Here is a 22245-nt window from a genome sequence, read left to right on the forward strand (position 1 = left end):
GTTGTGTATGACAGCTTTTTTCTATTCTTCTGGTACGGTGCCCACATGGACTGCTACAATGCCACCTGTAAGTTCAAAATACTTAGCATCTTGTAGTCCCACATCTTTAAAAATTTGAAGAACACCTTCTTGCCCCACATAACGGCGCAATGATTCTGGCAGCCATGCATAGGATGATTGATCTCGGCTCAATTTCCCCAACACAGGCAGAATCTTTTCAAAGTATATATAATAGGCTTGTTTAAACCCAAACATAGTAGGCTTTGCCAATTCCAAAGTCACTACTTTGCCTCCCGGTTTAACAACACGTTTCATTTCACGAATCGTTTGTTCAATGCTTGGCACATTGCGCAAAGCAAAACCAGATACAGCACCATCAAAGGTATTGCTATCATAAGGTAAATCCATAGCATCCCCTTGGGTCAAGGTCACTCGATCTGTATATCCTTCTTTCTCTAATCGATTTTGCCCCACCGCTAACATTTCAGGACTAAAATCAAGTCCTTCCACATGTAAAGACGGAATTTCTTGTAATGCTGTTTTTGTTAACATACAAGTACCACAAGCAATATCTGCTAGTTGCATACCTTCCGTTAATTCTAATTGTGCTATAGCAAATCTACGCCACCGTGCATCTTGGTTAAAACTCAATAATGTATTCATCACATCATAATGCTTCGCAATATGAGAGAATATATCTTGCACGTAAGCTTTTTTATCTTCATGTGTTTTAAATTCCACAATATACCTCCAGTTATTTATACTGCTATTAATTATACACGAATGGATGAGGATATTCCATAATTTGTGATTTTTTTCTCTTGCCAAAAGTATATATTCCGTTTATAATGTGCTTACGTCTTTTATGAGTAGATATTTGTACTCGATTTTAAGTATTTATAAGTATAAGGAGTTTTCTATGAGGGCATTATTTCAATTCATCAATAGATTTAGCCTCATCCAGCAAATCTGCATAGGTCTCTTAATCGGCACTGGTATTGCCGTATGGTCTCCAGAAAATGCTGTGAAGTTATCTTTATTAGGTACCATCTTCGTAGGTGCATTAAAAGGTGTAGCACCTGTATTAGTATTTTTCTTAGTCATCGCAGCAGTCAGCCGTCATCGTTCCGGTCAAAAAACTGGTATGCGTTCCATCATCGTATTGTACTTAATCGGCACATTTGCATCTGCAGCTATCGCCGTAGCAGGTAGTTTCTTATTCCCTACGACTTTGCTATTAACAGCATCTCCAGCTGATACAGCACCTCCTAGTGGTATTACTGCAGTACTTTCTACTTTATTAACTAATATTGTAGAAAATCCTGTGAAAGCCATTTTAAGTGGTAACTATATCGGCATTCTTGGTTGGGCTTTACTATTTGGTTTCGCTCTTCGTCATGCAGCAAATGAAACAAAAGATGTGATGGCTTCCATCTCTGATGCGATTACATTGGCTGTACAATGGATTATTAAATTTGCTCCTCTTGGTATCATGGGCTTAGTAGCTCAATCTATCGGTGAAAATGGGTTAGGCGCTTTACTGACTTACGGTAAATTGTTATTAGTCCTATTAGGATGTATGTTTGCGGTAGCGCTCATCATCAATCCATTGATCGTAGCTATCGTTATGAAACGCAATCCATATCCATTGGTATTCCGCTGCCTTCGTGAATCTGGTGTGACAGCCTTCTTCACTCGTAGTTCCGCTGCGAACATTCCAGTTAACATGGATTTAGCAAAACGTTTAGGCATTACACCTGATACCTATTCCATTTCCATTCCATTAGGCGCTACTATCAACATGGGCGGTGCAGCTATTACCATCACTGTTATGGCATTGGCAGCTGTATCTACATTGGGTATTCAAGTAGATCTAGCGACAGCAATCTTACTTAGCATTATCGCTACCATCTCCGCTTGCGGTGCCTCCGGTGTAGCTGGTGGTTCACTCTTATTGATTCCATTAGCTTGTTCCCTATTCGGTATTTCCAATGATGTAGCTATGCAAGTGGTTGGTGTTGGATTCATCATCGGCGTGATTCAAGACTCCACCGAAACAGCATTAAACTCTTCTACAGATATCTTATTTACAGCAGCTGTAGATTATGCGCGTCACGGCTACCCAACGGACAAAGTATAAACGTATACTTCACACATACTGTTTGAAAGGTCTATTTGTTCTTTGGTATGGGATGCCCAATAGAATTTATAATTACATATGGCTTATGAAAGTAAGCCCTAAAAAGGACTGGTACAATCTGTACCAGTCCTTTCTTATTTGTGTCATCACTTATATTGTAAAGCAAACAGGATGATATGCTTTCTCTTATACCCCAGTGTATCCGTGTACTACATTCGGTTTCACTACGAATGTTGGCAGTACCGCTTCTACTAATTGGCTTAATTTTTGTGAAAGTTCCTCTTTCGTATATTTCACATCATGCGGTACTTGTACGTCAAAACTAATCTTTCTATGTTCCATATCAATTCGAATATCGTATAAAGAAAAACTGTCATCATAGGCTTGAATCACTGCCACTAAACGTTGTTGCAAAGCTAGGGTTTGCTCATTGACAACGATTGGATCCATATGGATAGTCAATTTTAACTGCAATTCTTTCAAAGCTTGTCGTTCTACACGATCAATCATATTATGGATGGTCATCGCATCTTGTTTCGCATCTACTTCTACGTGGATAGAAGCATACTCGTGGCCTGGACCATAATCATGAATCATTAAATCATGAGTTCCTAAAATGCCAGCCTTAGATTCTACAAAATTAATAATCTCTTGTACACGTTCTGCAGTAGGTTCAAATCCTAATAAACGATCTGTCGCTTCTTTCAGCACTTCAAAACCAGCTTTGGCAATGATAAGTGCCACAATTAAGCCTAAATACCCATCAACGCTCAATTGGAATATACCGCCCAACAATAAGCCAATAGCAATCGCTGCCGTCGCCCATACATCGGATAAAGCTTCTTTCCCATTGGCACGCAAGATAGGAGAATCAATACGATTACCAATGGAACGCAAAAAGAAGGATAACCAAATCTTCAAAGCCATAGCCCCTAACATAACAGCCAGTGCGGATATGGAAAACTCTACTACCTCGGGATTCATAATGTGCTCCACCGCTTCAATACCTAATTGAGCAGCTACTACAAAAAGCAAAATAGAAAAACCAATGGATAACAAATATTCCATTCGACCATGTCCATATGGATGCTCTGCATCTGCTTTACGGCCAGATAATTTAAAACTCAAAAAGGATACTAAGGATCCCCCTGCATCAGCCACATTATGGATAGCATCACTAATCATGGCAATGGAGCCGATAAGAAAACCAATGATTAATTCCCCTAAACAAACTAACACATTTACCACAATACCGGTGATACTCGCCATAATCCCATATTGTTGGCGTACATTAGTATCTTTGACTTCATCTTTATTTTTTACAAATAAACGGATTAATACTTCTGTCATACTACACCTCTTTTATCTATTTAACATATACTCACAATTCTACCCCATTCTAATCTGCTATATCACAGAGGTAGCTTTTTATTCTCATTTACTTTCTCATTATATACCATTATTTAACTATTATCAACTATAATTTTAATTGAGAATCTTTGATTTCAAAATAGTTATAACCTATGTCATATACTCATACAATAAGGTAGGCTATATTTTTTATACTATATTACACCTCTAGCATTACTAGCACATCATACTCATATCTGCCTATACAGAATAAACATATTCTGATTATAGGTACTGTAAGCAATATCAATTATAACTATGCAGTAGAGCAAAAAAACTGCAGTGATAGTATTCCCATCACTACAGTTTTTAGTAAATATCTTATTAATAGATTACCATTTATGTTCGTAGAATACTTGCGTCCACATAGACACTTCTGACAATGTTGGATGTGGAGCCATAGCCTCGCCAATGGAGATAACAGATTGTGGATCCAAGTACCGTGTCAAACCTTGTGCACGTAGTTCTTTCGTTGTATTAGAACCGATTTCTTCATGAACAGGCACTAATTTCACTTCACCACTATTCATTAAATGTACATATGGTTGGAACAAGATCGATGCTTGTGGTCCCACGATATGAGCCCCTATTAGACGATTCGTAGCTTTGTCTACTACTACCTTAATAAATCCGTCATGCACATCGCCTTTATCGATACCAAGGGCCATACCTTTTGCGGAGTTAGAATAGTGGTTAATACCAACTCCCACATCATAACCAGCCTCTTTGGCTTCTGCTTCAGTCATACCAACACGACCTACTTCTGGATACGTGAACGTCACCATAGGAATCAAATCATAGCGTGCCCAACGATAGTCTGTTGGAGATGTAGCACGATATAAATTATGAGAGATAATATCCCCTTCATAGTTGGCACGATGACGGAAGGCTGCATTACCATTCACATCACCTAATGCATACACACCTTCTACAGATGTTTCTAAAAATTCATTAGTTTTAATCCAGCCACCTGGTAATTGCTCAATATGAGTATTTTCTAGGTGCAAATCTTCTACAGACGGAGCAATCCCAGTAGCCACCAAAATTTCATCTACACGGATTTCAGATACTTCACCTGTAGTACGGTTTTTCACAGTGATTACTTTATCACCATTATCCACACGTACATTATCACATACAGTATCTGTTAATACGTTCACTCCAATGGCTTTCATTTCTTCTAAAATATGAGCAGAAATAGCTTCATCTTCTTTTGGCAATAAACGCACATTGCGTTGGATTAACGTCACTTCCGTACCTGCTGCGGCAAACACACCAGCAAATTCTGTACCAATAGGACCACCACCAAATACAGCTAGTCGTTTATATGGTACTTTTGGATATTCACTGCCAAAGAATTTTTCACTTGTAATATAACCTGCTTCTTCTAAGCCATCTACATGATTTACTTTAGAATGACCGCCTGTACCAATGATAATAGTAGGCGCTGTAATTTCTTCTGTTTTTGTACCATCTTGTAATGTTACATATAACACTTTATCGCTTACAAAAGTGGCAGCTCCATGGTATACATCAGCATTGTCAAAGCTTTCATAAAACTCTTTGACTCCTTTGCTTTTATTGATAGCTTTCCAAACCCGTTTACTCACTACATCCCAGTTAAGAGTCGGTGTGGCAGTTTCTACACCAATTTTTTTCCAACCATGGCTTTCATGTACCACATCTGCTGCCGTAACCATTACTTTTGTTGGAATACAGCCACGTGTTAAACAAGTACCACCAAATCCTGTTTTTTCAATAACAGCTACACGTTTACCTGCTTTTAATGCCGCATCAGCTACTAAGCTAGCACCACCAGTACCAATTACGATTACATCATATTGTTTCATTTACGTCATCCTTTCTAAACCAATGGATAATCTTTATTCTTTGTATATAGTATATCATACATCGACTATTTTAGATATGAGAATTTTTACTATTTTCCACTGGCAATAGAATCTAACAATCCAATATACGTTTCTTTTGTTAAAGGAGCTTCAAAGTTTTCTAAAATTTCTTCCGCAACCTGTGCCTCATCATATAATAAATCAACAATAGTCATGGCTAAGGCTTGAGCCGTTTTAATATAGGCTACATCTGGTACGGTAATATTATATTCCGCACTATGGAGCACCCCTTCAATACATCCCACCCAAGGGTGGATAACAGGCATTAAATGGGATACATCGCCCATGTCAGTACTTGCTGTCATATGCACCCGTTGACGTACATTGTCTGTACCAAATAGCGGTTCTGAGTTAGACCGCAATAAACTGTTCATATCTGGATTATCACGCATCGGTAAATAGCCCGGTAGATCATGAATCACACAAGTAGCCCCCACTGCATCTCCGCCAGCTTTCAAGGCACGATTGACACGTTGATTCCCATCCACAATAGCTTGTACATTAGAAGCACGCACATAGCTTTCAACTTGCACATAATCTGGTACACAGTTGACCAAGGTTCCCCCTTGATTAATGATAGGATGGAAACGGAAATAATCGCTCTCTTTGAAAGTCTCACGAATAGCATGTACTCCCATCACCCCCATCAAAGCTGCATTTAATGCGTTAATCCCTTCATGAGGAGATGCCGCTGCATGGGCAATTTTACCATGGTATTCAATCAGTTTTGCCACAAATCCATTGGAGGTACTACCTAAGTTCATTTCTCCCGTAGGTGTGTCCGCTGTTTCCACATGCATTTGCATAGCCATATGGATATCATCAAAAGCTCCTTCATAAATCAGCTGTTGTTTACCACCTAAGTATTTAATCGTTCCTTTTTCACGCAATGTATTGCGATAATCCACTTCAATCATCTCTTCTGCTGGCACAGCAAATAAAACTACATCCCCACCAAGAGCTTCCATAACGCCTTCCGCTTGTAAGCCCATGGCTACTGCAAATAAATTGGCAATTTGCACATTATGTCCACAACAATGGGCTGCCCCTGTCATAGGATCTGCCTTTGGATGACGGTGACATACGATGGCATCCAATTCACCGATCATGGCGACAGTTTTTTTAGATTTACCACCATGCAAACGACCTTTCACACCTGTAATAGCATGACCAGTCGTAAAAGGAATCCCTAGCTCTGTAAACATATCTTGTACTTTTTGAGATGTTTTATGCTCTTTATAGCCCAATTCTGGTTCATCCATAATGGCGCTAGCTAATGCACGCAATCGACCTTGACCTGCCACAATGGCATCACATACACGTTGTTTTACTTCTTCTTTCGTTAACATAATCGGTCTCCTTTTACATTGTATGAAAATACCTTTCACTAAAAGATATCTATGTATAACTCTTGAACTCTATTGTACCATGAAATCAAAAAGAGAGTTGATAGAAAATCCTCAACTCTCTTTCATTCGGTTCAACTATAACCTATATGGTTATATTCAAGTTTAAATCACACCTTGCATATGTAATACAAAATGAGCTACTGCAGCAGCACAAATAAAGGTACCTGCCGTTACCGCTAAGGCTACTGGAATAATTCTCCAAGATAGACGACGGAATGCTCCTAAGTCTTTTCCCAAGGAGAGACCTGCATAGGCTAATACTGGTGTGGTTGTAGCCAAGAATGTTACTTCTTTTGTTTGTGCAATAATCCATGCTTGCCCTGGCATGATTGGCAAGGAAGCAATGACACCTACTAAAGACACCCAGAAGACCATAGGGAATCGATTAGCTACTGGTAAATAGGAAATAATCGCACCAATAATTGCTAACCCAGCAATCACAAAGACCCCTACAAGGCTTGGTCCCAATAGATGCTTGCCATCAATGATATTACCCAGAGCAGTCATAATAGCTGCAATGCATATAACAATGACAAATTGTGTAATTTTTTCACTCATAGTCATCTTATTGTTCCTCCTCTGCCAAATCTTGTTCACGTGTACGACCTGTAAAGAAATTATATGTTTTTTCCATCACAGGCAAAGATACGAAAATACCAAAGTAAACGCCTAGTACAGTAGTCAGCAAATTCGCTGCCCCTGCTAAAGCTGCAATTTGAGCTTCATATTCTGGATATACTGCAATGATAGGGGCAGTAGAAGCAGCCATCATACTAGCACTACCTACACCCGCACCCATAGCCAAGGCCAGTGGATGGAACCAACCCATTTGAGCAAAAAATCCTGCTAGTACAGACGCCCACATAGCACCAATCAATACGCCACAAATATACATGCCCATAACGCCACGGCCTTCAGGAGAGCTAAAGCCAAATTTATCAATGATAATCGCTACATTAGGTTCCCGGTCTACAGAGTAACAAGCACCCACCGCTTCACGGCGCATTCCTACTAATAATGCCACTGGCAAGCCGAATAAAATAGTACCAAAGAAATGGCCTAACTCTTGTAACATAAGAGCCAACCCAGCAGTAGAAAGAATTTCTAAATTAGGACCAATCCCTAAGCCTACTTTAACCATTAAGAGCATCACTGCAATCCCAAGATAATCCGCTGATTTTTCCATGGTTTCTACTGTTAAAATTTTGAATGATGGAATGGATACAAACAAACCCATAATCAACGCGTAGAGAAGTGGTAAGAATACCACAGCTCCAAATCGTTGGATTCCGATCATTTCTGCAATGATGGTAATCACAAGAGCCAATGCATGTAATTTCCAGTTTTGTAATACTTGCATACAATACCTCCTATACTAATAACTATAACTATTTCTTTATTATAGTAAAGTTTAACGTGCACGGTCAATGTGTGAGTGATTCCGAATTAGCAATAGGGTTGCAAAAATAAAATAAGAGGTGAATAGATGTACTATCCACCTCTTATGATTAAGAGCTAGTATATTGAGTTATCATATGCCGTATAGTTGGCTTATGCGTTTACTAATGCTTTTCCTAATGCTTCACATTGTTCTTTACCAGAATCATCAGGTTCTCCCATAACTGGTAATTTGTCAACTACAACGCCATTCGCGCCTTCTACGCGACCAGCCCAGTCATCTAACCAAGAGCCACCCCAACCATAGGAGCCAAACAATACTACTTTTTTACCTGCCAATTTAGGTTCTAATGCTTCATAGAATGGTGCAAATTCACCGTCTTCCAATTCTTCAGCACCCATGTCAGCGCAACCTAATGCTAATTTTTCATAATTAGCAGCTTCATCAGCAGTGATTTCAGAAACGGATTTTACTACCACTTCTTGACCAGCATCAGCGATGCCTTTACCTACAGCTTCTGCCATTGCAGCTGTATTACCTGTTCCAGACCAATAAATTACAGCGATCATAATGTTACCTCCTAGCATGCCGTTACGGCAACCAAAGACTCTAAAGATTTTCCTTTATTCAACTGTGCATGACAATAGTCACGACACATTCGAAAACAATGAAATGCGTGCATAGCTGACGCTTGATTTCCATACACCTTCCAGTCGCCACAGACTTTATAGCCTGCTCCGCGGAATTGGATAAACGCTTTTACATCTTCTAATGGATATCCTAAAAACACACCGATTTCATGAGGAAATACGTCGCTCATTTCAATACGATCACGCAAATGTAATAACCAATCTGCCAAAGTTTCATAGGATTCATATCCATAATTTTGTAAAAATGCTAGCACCTCAGGTTGTCGCAAATAGTCCTCAAGCATACGTTCACGAAATACGAGTAATAATTTTCGTTTATCACAATGGCACAATTCATAAAAGAATAGACCTTTTTGATTAAATTTATCATTATACTCATGTGTTTTTTCTACCATCTTAGCCCCTAAATGCTGAGGTAAAGCAACAAGATTTGCCACTTTAATACCTCGAATCGCGGGCGCACAATGGTAACCGATAATCTGCTCGATGGATTCCATTTGTTGTACCTGCCTTTTTACTTATTTTGGGGAGAACACTTGCTCTCACAGCAAATAGATAATCCGGATATATATCATCTCGAAAGATGAATCAAAATAATGAAAATTATTTCTATTATTATAATACAAATAATCCTACTATATGTCAATAAGCATGAGAAGTTTTTTCATTTAAAGCAAAAAAGTTGCACTCTTTGAAAGATAGGTATTTCATACTACTCATAGTCAATACTATTCTTCAAAGTTTGCAACTTTTCTTTATAATAAATACTGTAATTGTTTTCTCAGTGCTGCATCTTGCACATTCGTCATGACATATTTCACTCGTGGGGCTCCTGTACTATCTGACAAGAATGTAATTTGCAGATACATAGGATATTCCACTTGCTTAAACCATGTATTTACAATGATTTCACCTGCATATACATGTTTTCTTACTTCTCGAAATGGGACAATCACTTGGAATGATTCAGGGTGTTCTTTTACATATGAATCATAGTCCTGAATCATAGCGACTGTATATTTAAACCCTACAGGGGCTGATGTAGGATTCCAACCACCTTGCTTAGGACCAAATCCATATAGCAAGGTGCCTTCACCATAACGGGCATAGTAATAATTGTTATTTTGTTTATCCATCAGCATGTAGGACTCACTTGTATCAATACCAATTTGTCGTAGTCCCTCTTCCAATGACTGTGGCATACCACTAGAAATAATACTAGCACTACTCCCTGCTTGCACAAGCATAGTAGCCGGCCATCTATCTGATACCGTATTGGATGCTTCCACACCAATCTTGCTGCCAACTAGCATACACACAAGCGTACATAGCCATACAAAATATGTTATTTTTCTATTCATTATATCCGCCTAACCTTGTTTCTTTTGCATTTTCGCCCAGGTATCACGCATACCTACAGTTCGATTCATCACAATATGGTCTGGCGTGCTATCCTTATCTGTTACAAAATAACCGGTGCGCAAGAAATGATAATGATCACCTACTTGTGTATTACGGAATGCTGCTTCACCTTTAGCTGATTTTACTTCTAAGGAGTTTGGATTCAACTGTTGTAAGAAATCCTTATCTGCCGATTCATCATCTTCTGCAGATAATAAATAATCGTATAAGCGCACTTCCATATCTACCGCTGTAGAGGCTTCTACCCAATGTAAGATACCTTTTACTTTCTTTTGACAGCCTGTTCCAGATTTTGTAGTTGGATCATAGGTACAATGGATTTCAGTGATATTGCCATTGTCATCCTTTACTACAGATTGACATTCAATGATGTAGGCACCTTTTAAGCGTACTTCTTTGCCAGGTGCTAAACGGAAGAATTTTTTCACTGGCTCTTCCATAAAATCACCACGCTCAATGTACACTTCTCGACCAAATGTCACTTCACGTATGCCCATTGCTTCATTTTCTGTATTGTTCTCGATCACTAATGTCTCCGTTTGCCCTTCTGGATAATTTGTGATGACAACTTTTACTGGGTCTAGTACTGCCATATACCGTGGCGCTTTTAATTTCAAATCTTCACGGATACAGAACTCTAATAGACCTACTTCTACCATGCTATCTGCTTTGGCCACACCAATACGTTCACAGAAATCCCGAATGGACTCTGGGGTATAACCACGACGACGTAAACCAGAAATCGTTGGCATACGAGGATCATCCCAACCACTTACAAGATTTAACTCAACTAATTGGCGCAATTTACGTTTACTCATGACCATATTCGTCACATTTAAGCGAGCAAATTCAATCTGTTTTGGTTTTTCTGTATCTTCCCAATCTTCCAACACCCAATTATAGAGTGGTCGATGCACTTCAAATTCTAAGGTACATACAGAATGGGTAATACGTTCAATCGCATCAGATACTGGATGGGCATAGTCATACATAGGGTAAATATTCCATTCAGAACCTGTACGATGATGGTCAGCATGTAAAATACGATACAATACAGGGTCTCGCATTACGATATTAGGGTCTGCCATATCAATTTTGGCACGTAATACTTTTTCTCCATCTTTATATTTGCCCGTTTTCATTTCTTCAAAAAGACGTAAGTTTTCTTCTACGCTACGGTCACGATAAGGACTATTCGTGCCAGGAGTTGTAAAATCACCACGAGTAGCACGGATTTCTTCTGGTGTTTGATCATCTACATAGGCTTTACCTTTTTTGATCAATACTTGGGCATATTCATATAATTTACCAAAATAGTCAGATGCATAATGTACATCCCCATGCCATTCAAAGCCTAACCATTTTACATCTTCTTCAATGGATTCTACATATTCCACATCTTCTTTCACAGGATTTGTATCATCAAAACGCAAGTTTGTTAAGCCATGATACGATTTGCCAAGACCAAAGTTAAGACAAATAGATTTTGCATGTCCAATATGCAAATACCCATTTGGCTCAGGTGGGAATCGCGTATGAACACGTTTTCCATAGGTATTTTCTTCATTATCTGTATTAATAATCGCTTCAATAAAATTAACAGTTTGAGGCGTTGTTTCTTCTGTACTCATCATCGTCTCTTTCGATTCCATGTGATTCTTCCTCTCTTAGATTGATTATACACAAGTGCACGTTCTGCACATTCTCTTTATTATACCACAGGAACAGCTATGTTTCACCGTTTTCTTATGAATGAAACCAGCAATTTTCATATCAGTTCTCTACCATTTATTTCTCGATGGATTGGTAATTAACACTTTCATTAACACAGGTCAACAATGGTTTACCATGTACACCAGCAATCAGGTTATTAGCTGTCAGCATAGCCATCTCTTTACGAGTGCGATCAGTGAAAGACCCAATATGAGGTACCACTAGACATTTACCAGTTTTAAGTAATGGATGGTCTGCCCCAATTGGTTCTGGATCTACCACATCTAAAGCCGCGTAATCGATTTGACCCGTTTCTAACGCGTGCACTAATGCGTCTGTATCCACAATTTTTCCACGTCCCACATTGACAAATAAAGCCGTCTCCTTCATCATTTCAAAAGCTTCTGCATCAATTAAATGATGTGTTTCCTCTGTCAATGGAGCCATTACTAAAATAATATCACTAGTAGTGAGCAACTTGCCCAGTGATACATATGTTGTCATGAGTAAACTATCGTCATTGCGACGATTACGGTTATGATACTGTACAGTCATCCCAAAAGCACGAGCTCTACGAGATACGGACACACCAATTTTACCCATACCTATAATGCCTAATGTCATACGGCTTAAATCTTTACCTTTAATATTTGAAGGGCGTTCAACCCATTTACCCTCCTTAACGAACTGAGCATTTTCATAAATTCTACGACTGGCAGCTGCCATCAATGTAAATGCTAACTCAGCTGTGGTTTCTGTTAATACATCAGGTGTATTGCCATAAGGTATATGACGTGCTGTTAACGCATCGATATCGATATTATCATAGCCCACAGAAGCCTGTGCAATTACCTTTAAATTTGGCGCATCTTTAACTAGTTCTTCATCCACAGCAAAATGATTAATACTCCATAATCCATCTGCATCACGAAGCCATTCTTTTAGCAGCTCTTTTGGCATTTTTTCTTTTTCTGTCCACTGACGCACTGTCACATGTTCACTTAAATAAGCGACTACATCTTTACGCACTAGACCCGGTACTACTACTATTGGTTTATTCATTTGTTACCTCACTTTCATGTATCCTATGTATCTACCCTATAAGTATTATGTTATATTATCCACTCTTGACTATTGCTAGTCATCGTTATAAATACCTCTTTTGTAAATTATATCATATCTCCTTTGGACAATAAAAAAGACAGTCCTATTTTCATAGAACTGTGCTTTTTATTTGTAGATACGGTAACTTGCACTCTCAAACGTACCCGAGAGCTTCTACGCTTTCTATACGATGATATGCTATTCCACAAACGTTCCTAGAATAACATGTTTATCCTACCAATTGGATTTTCCTTCATTGAACATTTCAAATGCATGTGCAATTTGGCGTCTCAATTTTAATCGTTGTGAATCACTTAATACATATTCTACACCATTATGTGCGATGCGCCCATTTTTTACAATGCTACTCAAATCGTAAAGAATTTCTCTAGCCATGCTTGCATTGCCTGCTAATTCATCAATTGTTACATCATAATAATTAGCCAATCGCTTTAAGGTTTCCAAATCAGGCTCTCGATATCCTGTTTCGTAATTTGACAGGGCAGCATTACTAATACCAATATCCCGAGCCACATCTAATTGACTCCGCCCAATCCGTTTACGGGCATGTCTTAAATTTTCACCTAATGCCATTGTATCACCCCTTATACTACGTGAATCTATAGTATAAATAACCTATCTCTATTATAGCATGAGATACAATAGATATGCTATAGAAAACCACTATCCCACATCTCACGAATTGTGTATCTCTCTATGTTTTTCAGCATTTTTGAATTGTATTACACGAATTGAATTGTTTATCCCAACTGCGCATGCGTATTTTTGATTATATTTTAATCAAAATTGATAGATTTCATTCTATTTTAATCGTTTTTTCTCATAAATTATTTATATTATTCATGTGCATGTTCTGGTGGCGGTAATTGTTCAACTCGGAATACCTCACCTATAGTTTGAATTTTTCCAGGAATGTATTCAACAATCTGTGTCATCAATACATATAACAATCGTGGATCAAAATTAGAATTTGCGCTTTGATTAATACAATCTAAATATACACTATCATCATCTTCTTCAATATAATATTTGAAGCTTTTATATGTACTGTTCTCACGATTGATAAAAGTCAGAATATCTTGACGATTTTCCTTAGTAACAACACCTGCCCCCATCAATAATCGAATTGTAGCATAAATTGTATCATCCAACAATAAAAATACTGGAATATCTCCTAATTCTGTTTGTACATAGGATCTAAATACAACCGTATGATCTTCATCGCCAACTTCACGCTTTTCAAAGCATGTCAATTGTTCATCAATGAGAAATTTTTCAAATAATCTCGCCTTTTCATTCATAGGTATCACCTCGTTAAAAAAAGGGCATTGCTTGTCACAATGCCCATATAATTTTATTCTATCAGTCTTAATCCTTTTTAGATTTTGTAGTTTTCCGCGGTTTACTTTCTTTTTTAGTAGCCGTTTCTTCTACTGCAGTATTTTCTACTTTAACACTTTCTACTGCTGCAATAATACGAGTTAAGTCTTTTTGTGTATGTGGATACAAGACCTCAAAAATAGTATATGCTACTAACTCTGGCTCAAAATTATCTCCACTCATTAAGCTTACATCTAAAAGAATTGCTTCGTAGCCATCTTCTTCCATTAGATAGTGTTTGAAACATTTAAATTCACTATTCAATTGATTTAGCACTTCCACTGTAGCTTTTCGTTGTTCTGGAGTGAAGCGACCACCTGCAATTTCTAAACGCACAAAACCAAATGGCGTATCATCCAATACTACAAACAATGGGAACACAATATCATTATACTCAATACTCGCATCGAATATCGCTGTATTATATTGATCATTTTCAATCTCACGAAGAGTAAAAAGATTTGTTAATTCATTTTGTTCAATAAACTGTTGAAATAATTCTGCTTTTTTGTTCACTGTCTTAACTCCATTCCAAATACGTTTAAAATTAAAACTCATTACCATAATGATAACACACAATGAGATATGATTTCAATGGATTAACAAGATTCATCTTCTTTATAAATACAACGATCATTTTCAAAGCGTGCAATTCGCACTAAAGAATGTACTTCATACCCTGCTTTTTCTAAACGCTCACGACCTGGTTGGAATGATTTTTCAATGACAATAGCAATTCCTTCTACCGTATCTCCTGCGCTTTCTACAAGCTTAGCCAATCCCATAGCCGCTTCACCGCTAGCTAAAAAATCGTCAATAATTAATACTTTCTCTCCTGCAGGTAAGAATTTTTTGGAAATTGTTACATCATAGTTCTCTTCTTTTGTATAAGAATATACCACAGAGTGATATACATCATCTGTCATCAAAATAGATTTTTTCTTACGCGCAAATACTAAAGGAACATCTAGTTCAATGGCAACTTGTAATGCGATTGCAATACCAGAGGCTTCAATCGTAACAATACGTTCAATACCTCGTCCTTCAAATTGTTTCGCAATTTCTTTACCGATTTGAACAAACAATTTAGGATCAATTTGATGATTTAAAAATCCATCTACTTTTAACACTCGATTGTTTAATACAATACCTTCTGCATCAATACGCTGTTTTAATAATTCCACGATGATCCTCCTTATTGTTTTCTGTCTTTCAATATATTAATAAATTGTGAAACACCTTCTGTTAATGCATCCATTCTTGATCGTACTAATACAATACGACGCTCTGGAATATGTAAGTTTGTTTTTAATTCGATTAAAGAACCTTTTTTTATTTTTTCTCTAGCCACTAATTCTGGCACTAAAGAAATCCCTAAGTTAATTTCAACCAAATCCATAAGTACATCCAAGCTACCTAGCTCAAAAGCTGGGCTCGTACATCGATTATAGGTAACCGTATCAAAAAAAGTACGACTGCTCGCCCCCATCGTAAGCAATAATAATGGCTCTGCCATAATTTCATCAATGGACCAAACCTTCGACTCATCTTTGTATATAGTGCCTCCTACAAATATATCTTGCATAGGCTCTAAGTCTAGGATTTCTAAATGATTATTATCATAGAGTCCATCATAGGCATGAACCACAGCGATTTGAGCCTCTCCCGATTCAAGCATTCCTACGCATTCACGGGATGGTCGATTCGTAACACGTAAACTAATATCTAGCTGTTTTTCTTGCCAACTTTTGAAAGTAGGTAACAAAAAATACTTACTCAATGTATCTGTAGCTGCTAAGTGTAAACTCTTATAATCCCTAGATACACGTTCTTGTAGTTTTACAATCCCATTGTCTAAAATGGAAAATGCTTCTACAGCTGTTTCAAAGAGTTCACGACCTGCTTTTGTAAAAGCTACTGATTTTGTTGTCCTTTCAAATAGAGGAATTCCTAAATCTTTTTCTAATTGCTTAATACTCTGGCTAATGGCCGATTGTGAGACACCATTCGCTTTCGCTGCCTTGGAAAAAGATAAGTGCAATCCTACTCCCACAAAGGCACGCAGTAATTCTGCAGACACAGACATAAATAACCTCAAATTTTCTATGAAAGTAATTCACTTCCACTATTACTTTACTATTATATATACTTATAAGTTTACCTATATTCATTACTATTGTCAAACTGCAAAAATACAAATAGAATTTTATCTATCTATTTGTAATAAAACTATATAAAATGGTTGCGTTCTAGCTTATAAACTAGTAATATATATTTGATAAGAAAATCTGGGGCATAACAATCCCCCCGTATGTATGAAAGGAATTTAACTATGCATTGCGCACAAAAATTGACTGATCATATTTATTGGATTGGTAGCAACGATTGGAGTACAGAACGTTTTGAAAACTTGTTTCCAATTCCAAATGGGGTAAGCTACAATTCCTATTTTATTGACGACGAAAAAACTTGTATTGTTGACTCTGTAGATGATAGCATTCGTCAAGAATTCTTTGACAATGTAGAACATTTGTTAAATGGTCGTGAGTTAGATTATTTAATCGTAAATCACATGGAACCTGATCATTGTGCTACATTAGTAGAATTGCTAGACCGTTACCCAAATGTGAAAATGGTCGGCAATAAAACTACCTTCCGATTCTTTGAGCAGTTCTATGGTCGTCCAGCTCCTGACAACTACTACGAAGTAAAAGAAGGCGACACCATCGATCTTGGTCATCATAAGCTTCACAGCTACACCATGCCAATGGTTCACTGGCCAGAAGTAACCTGTACTTACGAATCAACAACAGGCACTTTATTCTCTGCTGATGCGTTTGGTACATTTGGCACCATCAACGGCAATATCTTCGCTGATCAATTAGATTTTGATCGTGTATACGAAGATGAAGCTCGTCGTTATTACACAAATATCGTAGGCAAATATGGTGCACAAGTACAAAATGCATTGAAAAAAGCATCTTCCTTGAATGTAAATATCATTGCACCTCTTCATGGACCAATTTGGAGAACTCCTGATAGCATTTCTTATATCATCAGTAAATACATGCATTGGAGCACTTACAATGCAGAGAAAAAAGGCGTTGTCATTGCTTTCGGTTCCATGTATGGTAACACTGCTGAAATGGCTCAGCAATTAGCGAAGTTGCTATCTTTACGCGGTGTAACAGATATCCGTATTTATGATGTATCTAAAACTAATCCATCTTACATCATTTCTGATGCATGGAAATATAGCCACTTAGTATGTATGGCACCAACTTACAACTTAGGCTTATACTTGACTATGGAAAACTTATTACATGAGTTACATGCATTAAACTTCCATAACCATAAAGTTTCTATCGTAGGTAACCATTCCTGGGCATCCGGCGCGATGAAACGCATGGTTGATTACTTTACAAATGAATTTAAAAACATGGAAATTGTTGGTACTCCACTAGATATTAAAGGCGCATTACACAATGAACAATTACCATTGTTTGAAGAATTAGCAGATTCCATCGTTGCTTCCTTAGCAGAAACAGATATTAAAACTTTATAATCAATACAAGCGACTCTACTGTGTAGAGTCGCTTTTTATGTATACATCTAAACAATTAATAATACTATTGATGAATCTAGTTTTAGTATAACCCAATATTTAGTATAGAGTGTAACTGTAAATTCCTTGTAACATATACAAAATGAGCTATCATGAAGGGACATTCCCAACTTGATAGCTCATTTTTACAGGTAATATATGCATTACTATATCTGATAGCAAATAAATCTACACAGAGGATGTATAAGTACAATCACATCATTATATCTGGGTATTACCTATCGATTCTACTAACATACTATCGACGATAACGACCTAACATACGCGCCCCTTTTGGTGCTTCTAAAATCATTGACCACACCATTCCATGTCTAGCTGCCAATCGTAAGGCTTCCTTCTTAGACGTACCAGAATAAATAGGTCTGTCTTTCCTTACCTCGTTAACAGATATGTTTGCAGATTTCCTTCGTTTATCCTCTATTCGTTCATGGACTGTAGCACGCATTTCCTCTGCGTCATATCTCGGTGAGTCTACTGGCTTCTCATATCTATCTACATTCACTGGATTGCTTGTATTCACAGTCCCTTCGGAGGTGTTTCCCACCATTACATCAGGATCCATATTCACAGATTCCTTCGGGTCCCGTGAAAGTGTAATACCATAATACTCTTCCATTTCCTCCCAAGTCATATCCTTAGTCGGAACTGGTTTTTGTGACGATTCCTCGTTAGATGTTCCTTTTTTAAATATAAAGGACCCTAAAATAATCAGAATGAGTATCCCTATTTCCATAATCGGATACCTCCTCTACCTTATTCATGTGTACCTTTACCATCGATGGTAGACGCATAATCACCTTCAGAAATGCTTTCACGCATTTTAGTGTCCGCCATAATATTGTTCATCGAATAGTAATCCATAACACCCAAATTACCCTCACGTAACGCTTGAGATAATGCTTTTGGTACTTCCGCTTGAGCTTCTACTACCTTTGCTTGCATTTCTTGGGTATGGGCACGCATTTCTTGTTCTTGTGCCACCGCCATAGCTCGACGTTTTTCTGCTTGAGCTTGGGCAATTTTTTTGTCCGCTTCCGCTTGATCTGTCATCAATTGGGCGCCAATATTACGTCCTACATCTACGTCGGCAATATCAATGGATAAGATTTCAAAAGCTGTCCCTGCATCTAAGCCTTTATTCAATACAGTACGAGAAATATGGTCTGGATTTTCCAACACGTCTGTATGCTCTTCAGAAGAACCTACAGTAGTAACAATACCTTCCCCAACACGGGCAATAATCGTTGCTTCTCCAGCGCCACCAACTAAACGATCAATATTAGCACGCACTGTCACACGAGCACGAACTTTTAGTTCAATACCATTTTTAGCTACTGCAGAAATAATCGGCGTTTCAATCACTTTTGGATTGACCGACATTTGTACTGCTTCTAATACGTCACGACCTGCTAAATCAATGGCTGCAGATCGTTCAAATGTTAACTCCATAGTAGCACGTTCTGCTGCAATCAATGCATCAACCACACGGTCTACATCACCACCCGCTAAATAATGGGCCTCTAATTGATCTACCGTCACATCTAAGCCAGCTTTATTGGCTTTCACCAAAGGAAGTACGATTTGAGATGGAGATACACGACGAAGACGCATACCAATCAAAGTCATAATGCTGACGTTCACGCCTGCTGCTAGAGCAGATACCCATAGCCCTAATGGGACGAAATGTAAAAATAAAGAAATGCCGATAATTAGAATAATCGGAAAAATGATAAATCCTACCGTTCCAATAATTGTTTCCATATGTCCTCCTATCTATTTGTAGTTCTCACTACGATACGACCACCAGTAACAGAAATAATTTCCACTTCTGTGCCTGGTTCATAAAATTCACCATCAGTGACTACATCGAGGAATGTTCCTTCCACAACGATGGTCCCTGCTGGTCGCAACACCGTTTTTGTATATCCAATCTTGCCCAACCAACAATTTGGGTCTGGATGTGTAGCATATCCTTTTTCCTTAGTAGATGTTAGGTGCAATGTCAATCGTTCTCCTAAAGCTGTCTTAGGAAATACAGAGATAATCCACCACAACAATAGTACGCCCACTACTGAAAGCGAGGTGACAGTAACTATTGCCATAGGTCCTCCTCCCATCCAATCATAGATACCCCATAGGAATAGCAACAAGCCTGTTAGACCAAATATGCCAAATCCTGGTATCATCATTTCGATGAGGAGCAAAATAATACCACTTACTAAAAGTCCTATCATAGCGTCTCCTTTCTCTTTACTATCTCTTTATCTGTATTATATCACAATCTCTTTATATAAAAGATGAAAAAGCTAGATTTTGTTATCTCTATTCTCCTCTTTAATCTATATATAATAAAATAAGAGGCCTTCTAAAGAAAGCCTCTTAATTGTTTAGTGATTAAACGTCTTCGCGGTATGGAGCTTGACCGATTTCGTAGAAATCGTTTCCTTCGCTATCGATAACAACGATTGCAGGGAAATCTTCTACTGTTAATTCTGCCAAAGCTTCTGGACCTAAGTCAGCATAAGCGATAACATCATATTTTTTAATGGATTTAGCAATTAAAGCTGCTGCACCACCAACGGCTGCAAAGTAAGTTACGCCGTTTTTCTTCATAGATTCGATAACTTCTGGTTTACGGGAACCTTTACCGATCATGCCTTTGATACCTTGATCAAGCATTGTTGGTGTGTAAGCATCCATACGACCAGATGTTGTAGGACCAGCGGAACCGATTGGATCTCCTGGTTTAGCTGGGCTTGGTCCTAAATAGTAAACGATTTTGTCATGCCAATCGATTGGTAATTCTTCGCCACGTGCTAATGCTTCAGTCATTACTTTATGAGCAGCGTCACGAGCACTGTAGATTTTACCAGAAATAAGAACCATATCACCAGCTTTTAATTTACGGGATTGTTCTTCTGTTAAAGGTGTTTGAATACGAATTTGTTCTGCCATGGTTATTCCCCCTCTTAAACTTCACCGTGAGCATGACGGCTAGCGTGGCAGCAGATAGTTACTGCTACAGGAAGACCAGCGATATGTGTTGCTGCCCACTCGATATTAACGGAAACTGCTGTTGTAGAACCACCTAATTGAGGTCCGATACCAGTTTTGTTAACCATTGCATTGATTTCTTCTTCCAATTTTGCATATTCAGGATGTGCATTACGTTCTTCTACAGAGCGAAGAAGAGCTTTTTTGGAAAGGAATGCTGCGTAGTCCATAGTACCACCGATACCAATACCTAGTACCATTGGAGGGCATGGATTAGGGCCAGCTTTTTTAACGATTTCAAGAACTGCTTTTTTTACGCCTTCAACGCCATCAGCAGGAACCAACATTTTTACGCCAGATTTGTTTTCAGAGCCAAAGCCTTTTAACTCTACATTAATGTCAACTTTGTCGCCTGGAACAATTTTAGTGTAAATAACTGCTGGAGTATTATTTTTAGTGTTTACACGGTTGAACAAAGGTTCAGCTACTACGGATTTACGAAGATATCCGTCCACATAACCTTTTGCTACACCAGCTTGAATAGCTTCTTCAAGATCTCCACCTTCGAAGTGTACATCTTGACCAACTTCTAAGAATACGATTGTAAGACCAGTATCTTGGCAGATTGGACGATCTTCAGCATCAGCGATTTCCGCATTTTTGATGATTTGATCCAATACGCCTTTACCTACTGGAGATTTCTCACTCTCATAGCCTTTTTTCAATGCATTATACATATCTTTTGGAAGATGATATGCTGCATTCATACATAATTCTGCTACCTTTTCTGTTACTTTCTCAACGTGAATGTTACGCAAAGTAATCCCTCCTCAACTTAAAACAGAGACCTTTCTCTTGTGTATTATTGTATCACCATTACCTTATCTTTTTCAATTCTTTAAGAATAGGTACTATAACTGTTTATTATGATAGAATTTATTATCATTTAATGGTAAATGCATATAGTTCTCTATTTCTAAGGTATTCTTAAATCCCATGGTTCATTCCTTATATGGACAAATATCCACCCTTTATAAACCATTTAAAATACACATATATTTAATCTTC

The 22245-nt window shown here is 38.0% G+C and carries 23 protein-coding genes; 2 read left to right on the forward strand and 21 right to left on the reverse strand.

The window, feature by feature from the left end:
- Positions 1-21: 21 nt before the first annotated feature.
- Positions 22-741 (reverse strand): class I SAM-dependent methyltransferase, encoded by a 720-nt coding sequence (locus EO111_RS00130; protein ID WP_009353120.1) that lies wholly within the window; start codon positions 739-741, stop codon positions 22-24.
- 178 nt (positions 742-919) lie between these two features.
- Here EO111_RS00130 and sstT point away from each other — a divergent pair, with 178 nt between their 5' ends.
- Positions 920-2140: a serine/threonine transporter SstT gene (gene sstT / locus EO111_RS00135; RefSeq protein ID WP_009353062.1), complete on the forward strand. Its 1221-nt coding sequence runs from the start codon at positions 920-922 to the stop codon at positions 2138-2140.
- A 186-nt stretch (positions 2141-2326) separates the two neighbouring features.
- Here the strand turns inward: sstT and EO111_RS00140 are convergent, their stop codons facing one another.
- From EO111_RS00140 to EO111_RS00210, 15 genes are all read right to left on the reverse strand, one after another.
- Positions 2327-3490 (reverse strand): cation diffusion facilitator family transporter, encoded by a 1164-nt coding sequence (locus EO111_RS00140; protein WP_240642180.1) that lies wholly within the window; start codon positions 3488-3490, stop codon positions 2327-2329.
- A gap of 392 nt (positions 3491-3882) precedes the next feature.
- On the reverse strand, positions 3883-5400 hold the full coding sequence (locus tag EO111_RS00145) for an NAD(P)/FAD-dependent oxidoreductase (protein WP_127010163.1): 1518 nt from the start codon (positions 5398-5400) through the stop codon (positions 3883-3885).
- Between the two features lie 89 nt (positions 5401-5489).
- The gene (locus EO111_RS00150; protein WP_126940709.1) at positions 5490-6809 is read right to left on the reverse strand and encodes an amidohydrolase; all 1320 of its coding nucleotides are present in this window, start codon (positions 6807-6809) and stop codon (positions 5490-5492) included.
- Positions 6810-6971: 162 nt separating this feature from the next.
- Positions 6972-7433: a hypothetical protein gene (locus tag EO111_RS00155; protein ID WP_062401414.1), complete on the reverse strand. Its 462-nt coding sequence runs from the start codon at positions 7431-7433 to the stop codon at positions 6972-6974.
- 1 nt (position 7434) lies between these two features.
- Complete coding sequence (locus EO111_RS00160) at positions 7435-8229, reverse strand: DUF3100 domain-containing protein (protein WP_127010164.1); 795 nt, start codon at positions 8227-8229, stop codon at positions 7435-7437.
- A 191-nt stretch (positions 8230-8420) separates the two neighbouring features.
- Positions 8421-8837 carry a flavodoxin domain-containing protein gene (locus EO111_RS00165; protein ID WP_009353092.1) on the reverse strand — a complete coding sequence of 139 codons (417 nt, stop codon included), beginning with the start codon at positions 8835-8837 and terminating at the stop codon, positions 8421-8423.
- An 11-nt stretch (positions 8838-8848) separates the two neighbouring features.
- Positions 8849-9415, reverse strand: coding sequence for a DUF3793 family protein (locus EO111_RS00170; RefSeq protein ID WP_126940710.1), 567 nt, complete (start codon positions 9413-9415; stop codon positions 8849-8851).
- Positions 9416-9673: 258 nt separating this feature from the next.
- Positions 9674-10279, reverse strand: a complete 606-nt coding sequence (locus tag EO111_RS00175) for a hypothetical protein (protein ID WP_126940711.1) — start codon at positions 10277-10279, stop codon at positions 9674-9676.
- Between the two features lie 9 nt (positions 10280-10288).
- Positions 10289-11992: a glutamine--tRNA ligase/YqeY domain fusion protein gene (locus tag EO111_RS00180; RefSeq protein ID WP_127010165.1), complete on the reverse strand. Its 1704-nt coding sequence runs from the start codon at positions 11990-11992 to the stop codon at positions 10289-10291.
- A 136-nt stretch (positions 11993-12128) separates the two neighbouring features.
- Positions 12129-13115 (reverse strand): D-glycerate dehydrogenase, encoded by a 987-nt coding sequence (locus tag EO111_RS00185; RefSeq protein WP_127010166.1) that lies wholly within the window; start codon positions 13113-13115, stop codon positions 12129-12131.
- A 276-nt stretch (positions 13116-13391) separates the two neighbouring features.
- Positions 13392-13751, reverse strand: coding sequence for a helix-turn-helix domain-containing protein (locus EO111_RS00190; RefSeq protein WP_009353094.1), 360 nt, complete (start codon positions 13749-13751; stop codon positions 13392-13394).
- A 263-nt stretch (positions 13752-14014) separates the two neighbouring features.
- The gene (locus EO111_RS00195; RefSeq protein WP_009353098.1) at positions 14015-14479 is read right to left on the reverse strand and encodes a hypothetical protein; all 465 of its coding nucleotides are present in this window, start codon (positions 14477-14479) and stop codon (positions 14015-14017) included.
- A 67-nt stretch (positions 14480-14546) separates the two neighbouring features.
- Positions 14547-15074, reverse strand: a complete 528-nt coding sequence (locus tag EO111_RS00200) for a hypothetical protein (RefSeq protein ID WP_009353096.1) — start codon at positions 15072-15074, stop codon at positions 14547-14549.
- A gap of 83 nt (positions 15075-15157) precedes the next feature.
- On the reverse strand, positions 15158-15742 hold the full coding sequence (locus EO111_RS00205; RefSeq protein ID WP_009353068.1) for a xanthine phosphoribosyltransferase: 585 nt from the start codon (positions 15740-15742) through the stop codon (positions 15158-15160).
- Between the two features lie 11 nt (positions 15743-15753).
- Entirely contained in the window at positions 15754-16644 is an 891-nt protein-coding gene (locus tag EO111_RS00210; RefSeq protein WP_062401409.1) for a LysR family transcriptional regulator, read from the reverse strand.
- A 246-nt stretch (positions 16645-16890) separates the two neighbouring features.
- On the opposite strand from EO111_RS00210, the gene EO111_RS00215 reads away from it, so the two are divergent.
- The gene (locus EO111_RS00215; protein ID WP_126940715.1) at positions 16891-18123 is read left to right on the forward strand and encodes an FprA family A-type flavoprotein; all 1233 of its coding nucleotides are present in this window, start codon (positions 16891-16893) and stop codon (positions 18121-18123) included.
- Positions 18124-18421: 298 nt separating this feature from the next.
- On the opposite strand, the gene EO111_RS00220 is transcribed toward EO111_RS00215, so the two are convergent.
- The 5 genes from EO111_RS00220 to EO111_RS00240 all read right to left on the reverse strand — a co-directional run bounded on the left by EO111_RS00220 (position 18422) and on the right by EO111_RS00240 (position 21995).
- Positions 18422-18916, reverse strand: coding sequence for a hypothetical protein (locus EO111_RS00220; protein ID WP_126940716.1), 495 nt, complete (start codon positions 18914-18916; stop codon positions 18422-18424).
- A gap of 20 nt (positions 18917-18936) precedes the next feature.
- Positions 18937-19944 carry a flotillin-like protein FloA gene (gene floA / locus EO111_RS00225; RefSeq protein ID WP_009353112.1) on the reverse strand — a complete coding sequence of 336 codons (1008 nt, stop codon included), beginning with the start codon at positions 19942-19944 and terminating at the stop codon, positions 18937-18939.
- An 8-nt stretch (positions 19945-19952) separates the two neighbouring features.
- Positions 19953-20417, reverse strand: a complete 465-nt coding sequence (locus EO111_RS00230; protein WP_062401404.1) for an NfeD family protein — start codon at positions 20415-20417, stop codon at positions 19953-19955.
- A 160-nt stretch (positions 20418-20577) separates the two neighbouring features.
- Positions 20578-21138: a Fe-S-containing hydro-lyase gene (locus EO111_RS00235; RefSeq protein ID WP_009353067.1), complete on the reverse strand. Its 561-nt coding sequence runs from the start codon at positions 21136-21138 to the stop codon at positions 20578-20580.
- A 14-nt stretch (positions 21139-21152) separates the two neighbouring features.
- A complete protein-coding gene (locus EO111_RS00240) occupies positions 21153-21995 on the reverse strand; it encodes a fumarate hydratase (protein WP_009353063.1) in 843 nt (280 codons plus the stop codon).
- Positions 21996-22245: the final 250 nt, after the last annotated feature.

The organism is Veillonella sp. CHU594, from assembly GCF_003992265.1.
GTDB lineage: Bacteria > Bacillota > Negativicutes > Veillonellales > Veillonellaceae > F0422.

Excerpts from the sequence above, each read along its gene's own strand:
- EO111_RS00150 (WP_126940709.1), bottom strand. The coding sequence starts at position 6,809 with ATGTTAACGAAAGAAGAAGTAAAACAACGTGTATGTGATGCCATTGTG.
- EO111_RS00170 (WP_126940710.1), bottom strand. The coding sequence starts at position 9,415 with ATGGAATCCATCGAGCAGATTATCGGTTACCATTGTGCGCCCGCGATT.
- EO111_RS00235 (WP_009353067.1), bottom strand. The coding sequence starts at position 21,138 with ATGGCAGAACAAATTCGTATTCAAACACCTTTAACAGAAGAACAATCC.
- EO111_RS00210 (WP_062401409.1), bottom strand. The coding sequence starts at position 16,644 with ATGTCTGTGTCTGCAGAATTACTGCGTGCCTTTGTGGGAGTAGGATTG.
- EO111_RS00195 (WP_009353098.1), bottom strand. The coding sequence starts at position 14,479 with ATGAATGAAAAGGCGAGATTATTTGAAAAATTTCTCATTGATGAACAA.
- EO111_RS00215 (WP_126940715.1), top strand. The coding sequence starts at position 16,891 with ATGCATTGCGCACAAAAATTGACTGATCATATTTATTGGATTGGTAGC.
- EO111_RS00155 (WP_062401414.1), bottom strand. The coding sequence starts at position 7,433 with ATGACTATGAGTGAAAAAATTACACAATTTGTCATTGTTATATGCATT.
- EO111_RS00145 (WP_127010163.1), bottom strand. The coding sequence starts at position 5,400 with ATGAAACAATATGATGTAATCGTAATTGGTACTGGTGGTGCTAGCTTA.
- EO111_RS00140 (WP_240642180.1), bottom strand. The coding sequence starts at position 3,490 with ATGACAGAAGTATTAATCCGTTTATTTGTAAAAAATAAAGATGAAGTC.
- floA (WP_009353112.1), bottom strand. The coding sequence starts at position 19,944 with ATGGAAACAATTATTGGAACGGTAGGATTTATCATTTTTCCGATTATT.
- EO111_RS00160 (WP_127010164.1), bottom strand. The coding sequence starts at position 8,229 with ATGCAAGTATTACAAAACTGGAAATTACATGCATTGGCTCTTGTGATT.
- EO111_RS00185 (WP_127010166.1), bottom strand. The coding sequence starts at position 13,115 with ATGAATAAACCAATAGTAGTAGTACCGGGTCTAGTGCGTAAAGATGTA.
- EO111_RS00180 (WP_127010165.1), bottom strand. The coding sequence starts at position 11,992 with ATGGAATCGAAAGAGACGATGATGAGTACAGAAGAAACAACGCCTCAA.
- EO111_RS00230 (WP_062401404.1), bottom strand. The coding sequence starts at position 20,417 with ATGATAGGACTTTTAGTAAGTGGTATTATTTTGCTCCTCATCGAAATG.
- EO111_RS00165 (WP_009353092.1), bottom strand. The coding sequence starts at position 8,837 with ATGATCGCTGTAATTTATTGGTCTGGAACAGGTAATACAGCTGCAATG.
- sstT (WP_009353062.1), top strand. The coding sequence starts at position 920 with ATGAGGGCATTATTTCAATTCATCAATAGATTTAGCCTCATCCAGCAA.
- EO111_RS00190 (WP_009353094.1), bottom strand. The coding sequence starts at position 13,751 with ATGGCATTAGGTGAAAATTTAAGACATGCCCGTAAACGGATTGGGCGG.
- EO111_RS00220 (WP_126940716.1), bottom strand. The coding sequence starts at position 18,916 with ATGGAAATAGGGATACTCATTCTGATTATTTTAGGGTCCTTTATATTT.
- EO111_RS00175 (WP_126940711.1), bottom strand. The coding sequence starts at position 10,279 with ATGAATAGAAAAATAACATATTTTGTATGGCTATGTACGCTTGTGTGT.